Here is a 4439-nt window from a genome sequence, read left to right on the forward strand (position 1 = left end):
GACTTGGTGGAGGAGCGGGGCACGGTCCTGGAGACCCTGCGCCGGGGCGAGGGTGGTCCGGAGCGGCTGCTGACCGCGTTGTCCGCCGCCTTCGTCCAGGGCTTGCCGGTCGACTGGCCCGCGCTGCTGCCCGAGACGGGCGCCGGCCGTCCCCTCGATCTGCCCACCTACGCCTTCCAGCGTCAGCGCTACTGGGTGACGGCCGCCGACACCGCCTCGGCCGGGGCCGGCTGGGGCCAGTCCGCGATCGATCACCCGGTGCTGGGTGCCGCCGTCGACCTCGCCGGCGCGGCCGGGACGGTCTTCACCGGGCGCCTCTCGGCGTCCGCGCACCCCTGGCTCGCCGACCATGCCGTCCTCGGGTCGGTGATCGTGCCGGGCACGGTGTTCGTCGACCTCGCCCTGCGGGCCGGCGCCCGGCTCGGGCACGCCGAGATCGAGGAACTGACCCTGCACGCCCCGCTCCTGCTGCCCGACCGGGCCGACACCGGCGGCGGGGCGGATCCGGTCGGCGTCCTGCTCCAGGTCACGGCGGGCCCGCCCGACGAGGCCGGAGCACGGGCGATCACCGTCCACTCGCGGCCCGAGGACGCCCCCGCCGACGAGCCGTGGACCCGGCACGCCACCGGCACGCTCGCCGCGCCGGGCGCCGACGCCGCCGCGGCCGCCGCGCCGGACCTCACCACCTGGCCACCGCCCGGGAGCACCCCGGTCGCGATCGACGGCGGCTACCAGCGGCTGGCCGCGGCCGGGTTCGACTACGGCCCGGCGTTCCAGGGCCTGCGGCAGGTCTGGCGGCGCGGCACCGAACTGTTCGCCGAGGTCGAACCCCCCGCCGGGGCGCTCACCGACGCCGACCGCTTCGACCTGCACCCGGCCCTGCTCGACGCCGCCGTCCACGCGCTCGGGATCGAGGAGACGCCCACCGCCGCGCCCGGCGGGGCCCGGGTCGCCTTCGCCTGGCGCGGGGTCCGGCTGACCGCCACCGGGGCCTCCCGGCTGCGCGTCCGACTGGCGCCGGCCGGCGAGGACACGGTGTCGCTGCACCTGACGGACGCGACCGGGAGCGCCTTGGCCTCGGTCGCCGGCCTGACGGTCCGCCCGGTCACGGCCGAGCAGTTGCGGCCGGCCGGTGCGCCGCACCGTGACGCGCTGTTCCGGGTGGACTGGCGGGAGGTGGCGGCCGCATCCGGCCCGCCGCCGGTCTGGGCCGCGCTCGGCGCGGACGCCGCGGCGCTCGCCGACCGCCTGCCCCAGGCCCACCGCCCGGCCGCCCGGTACGAGGAGCCGTCCGACGTGCTCGCGCAGCCCGCCCCGGGGACGGTGGTGGTGTGCGTCGACGCGCGGCCCGCGAACGGGGAGGCCGTCCCGGCGCGGACCCGCCGGGTGCTGGAGTCGGTGCTCGCCCTGCTCCAGGGGTGGCTCCGGGACGACCGGTCCGACGGGGCCCGGCTGACGGTGGTCACGACCGGTGCGACGGCCGCCCACCCCGGTGAGCCCGTCCCGGACCTCGCGGCGGCCGCCGTCTGGGGCCTGGTGCGCTCGGCACAGTCGGAGCACCCCGGCCGCTTCGCGCTCGTCGACATCGACGGGCAGGACTCCTCGCTTGCCCACTGGCCGGCGGTGCTGGCCTCGTCCGAGCCCCAACTGTCCGTCCGGGACGGGGTGCTGCTCGCGCCCAGGCTGGTCCGGGCCACCCCGCCGGCGGTCGGAGCGACCTCGCTCGACCCGGCCGGCACCGTCCTGGTCACCGGTGCCACCGGCGGTCTGGGCGCCCTCGTCGCCCGGCACTTGGTGACGGCCCACGGCGTCCGCCGACTCCTGCTGCTCTCCCGACGCGGCACCGACGCGCCCGACGCGGCCGGGCTGCTCGACGAGCTCGCCGAACTGGGCGCCGAGGCCACGCTGGTGGCCTGCGACCTCGCCGACCGGACGGCGCTGACCGCCACCCTGGCCCGCGTACCTCGGGCCCACCCGCTGACCGCCGTGATCCACACCGCCGGCATCGTCGACGACGGTGTCATCGAGACCCTGACGGCCGGACAACTGGACCGGTCGCTGCGCCCGAAGGCCGACGGGGCGTTCCACCTGCACGACCTCACCCGGGACGCCGGTCTCGCCGCCTTCGTGCTCTTCTCCTCGGGCGCCACCACCTTCGGCGGGCCGGGTCAGGGCAACTACGCCGCCGCCAACGCCTTCCTCGACGGCCTCGCCCAGCACCGCCGCGCCCACGGGCTGCCGGCGATCTCGCTCGCCTGGGGTCTGTGGGCGGGCGCGCGGGGCATGGGCGGCCGGCTGAGCGAGGCCGACCTCGCCCGCTGGGCGCGGACCGGCGCCGTGGCGATGCCGCCGGAGGAGGCCCTGGGCCTGTTCGACCTCGCGCTCGGCGCACCCGACGCGACGCTCGTCCCCGCGCACCTCGATCTGGCGGCACTGCGCTCCCGGGCGGCCGTGCTGCCCGCGCTGTTCGGCGACCTGCTGGGCGCGGCGGCGCGCCGCCCGGTCCCGGGGACGCCGTCCCTGACCGGCCGGCTCACCGCGCTGCCGGCGGCCGAGCGCGAGCAGGCCGTGCTCGACCTCGTCCGGACCGAGGCCGCCGGCGCCCTCGGGCACCGCACCACCGACCCGGTGCACGCGACCCGCGCGTTCAAGGAGATCGGCTTCGACTCGCTGACCGGCGTCGAACTGCGCAACCGGCTCAACGCCGCCACGGGCCTGCGGTTGCCGTCGACCCTGGTCTTCGACCACCCCACCCCGGCCCGGCTCGCGGGCCACCTCCTGGGCCTGCTGGTGGACGGTGCCGCTCCGCCGGCCGACGCGGTGGCGCTGCCCGCCGCCCGCGGGGCGTCCGCGCCGGCCGACGGCGAGGACCCGGTCGTGATCGTCGGGATGGGCTGCCGGTTCCCCGGCGGGGTCGGGTCGCCGCAGGAACTCTGGGACCTGGTGGCCGCCGGCGGCGATGCCGTCGGCGCGTTCCCGCAGGACCGGGGCTGGGACGTGGCCTCGCTGTTCGACCCCGATCCGGAACGGCCCGGGAAGAGCTACGCCCGCACCGGCGGCTTCCTGGCCGCGGTGGCCGGGTTCGACGCGGAGTTCTTCGGGATCTCGCCGCGCGAGGCGCTGGCGATGGACCCGCAGCAGCGACTCCTGTTGGAAACCTCCTGGGAGGCGATCGAGCGCGCCGGGATCGACCCGGTCTCGCTGCGCGGCAGCCGGACCGGGATCTTCGCCGGTGTGATCGACAACGACTACGGATCCCGGCTCGACCACGTGCCGGACGAGGTCGAGGGCTACGTCGGCTACGGCAGTGCCAACAGCATCGCCTCCGGCCGGGTCGCCTACTCGCTGGGTCTGGAGGGGCCGGCGGTCAGTATCGACACGGCGTGCTCGTCCTCGCTGGTGGCGCTGCATCTGGCGGCGAACGCGCTGCGGTCGGGGGAGTGCGACCTGGCGTTGGCCGGCGGGGTGACGGTGATGTCGACGCCCGAGTTCTTCGTCGAGTTCTCGCGCCAGCGCGGGCTCTCGCGCGACGGCCGTTGCAAGGCGTTCTCGGCCGCCGCCGACGGGATGGGCGCCGGCGAGGGCGTCGGACTGCTGCTGCTGGAGCGGCTCTCGGACGCCCGCCGCCACGGGCACCACGTGCTCGCGGTGGTGCGCGGCTCCGCGATGAACCAGGACGGCGCGTCGAACGGCCTGTCGGCCCCCAACGGCCCGGCGCAGCAGCGGGTGATCCGGCAGGCGCTGGCGAGCGCGGGCCTGGGAACCGGCGAGGTGGACGCGGTCGAGGCGCACGGGACGGGGACCACGCTGGGTGACCCGATCGAGGCGCAGGCACTGCTGGCGACGTACGGGCAGGGGCGTTCCGAGGGCCGGCCGTTGTGGCTGGGGTCGGTGAAGTCGAACATCGGCCATGCCCAGGCGGCGGCGGGTGTCGCGGGCGTGATCAAGATGGTGATGGCGCTGCGGCACGGTGTGCTGCCGAGGACGCTGCACGTGGACGCGCCCTCGCCGCACGTCGACTGGTCCGCGGGGCAGGTCGAGCTGCTGACGGCCGACGTGCCGTGGTCCGCGGGCGACCGGGTGCGGCGGGCGGGCGTGTCGTCGTTCGGGATCAGCGGGACCAATGTGCACGTCGTGCTGGAGGAGGCACCCGAGCCCGAGCCCGAGTCTGCCGCTGTTTCGGTGTCGGTGCCCGGTGGTGTGGTGCCGTGGTTGCTGTCGGCGCGGTCGGGGCCGGCGCTGCGGGACCAGGCCGCGCGGCTGCGGGCCTGGGCGCTGGCCAACCCCGACATCGAACCGGGCGAGGTGGGCCGGGAGTTGCTCGTCGGCCGAACGCTCTTCGATCACCGTGCGGTGGTGCGGGGGCGGGATCTGGGTGAACTCGTTGCCGGTCTGGCCGAGGTGGCGGCGGCGGATTCGACGGCTGTGCGGGGTGCGGT

Annotated in this window: 1 protein-coding gene; it reads left to right on the forward strand. The window is 76.8% G+C overall.

All coding sequences use genetic code 11. The features are described 5' to 3' along the window. Nucleotides 1-4439, forward strand: a 4439-nt coding sequence (locus ACFXHB_RS44400) for a type I polyketide synthase (protein WP_380582874.1), incomplete at both ends; no start/stop codon positions are given.

Source organism: Kitasatospora sp. NPDC059327 (assembly GCF_042752535.1).
Taxonomy (GTDB): domain Bacteria; phylum Actinomycetota; class Actinomycetes; order Streptomycetales; family Streptomycetaceae; genus Kitasatospora.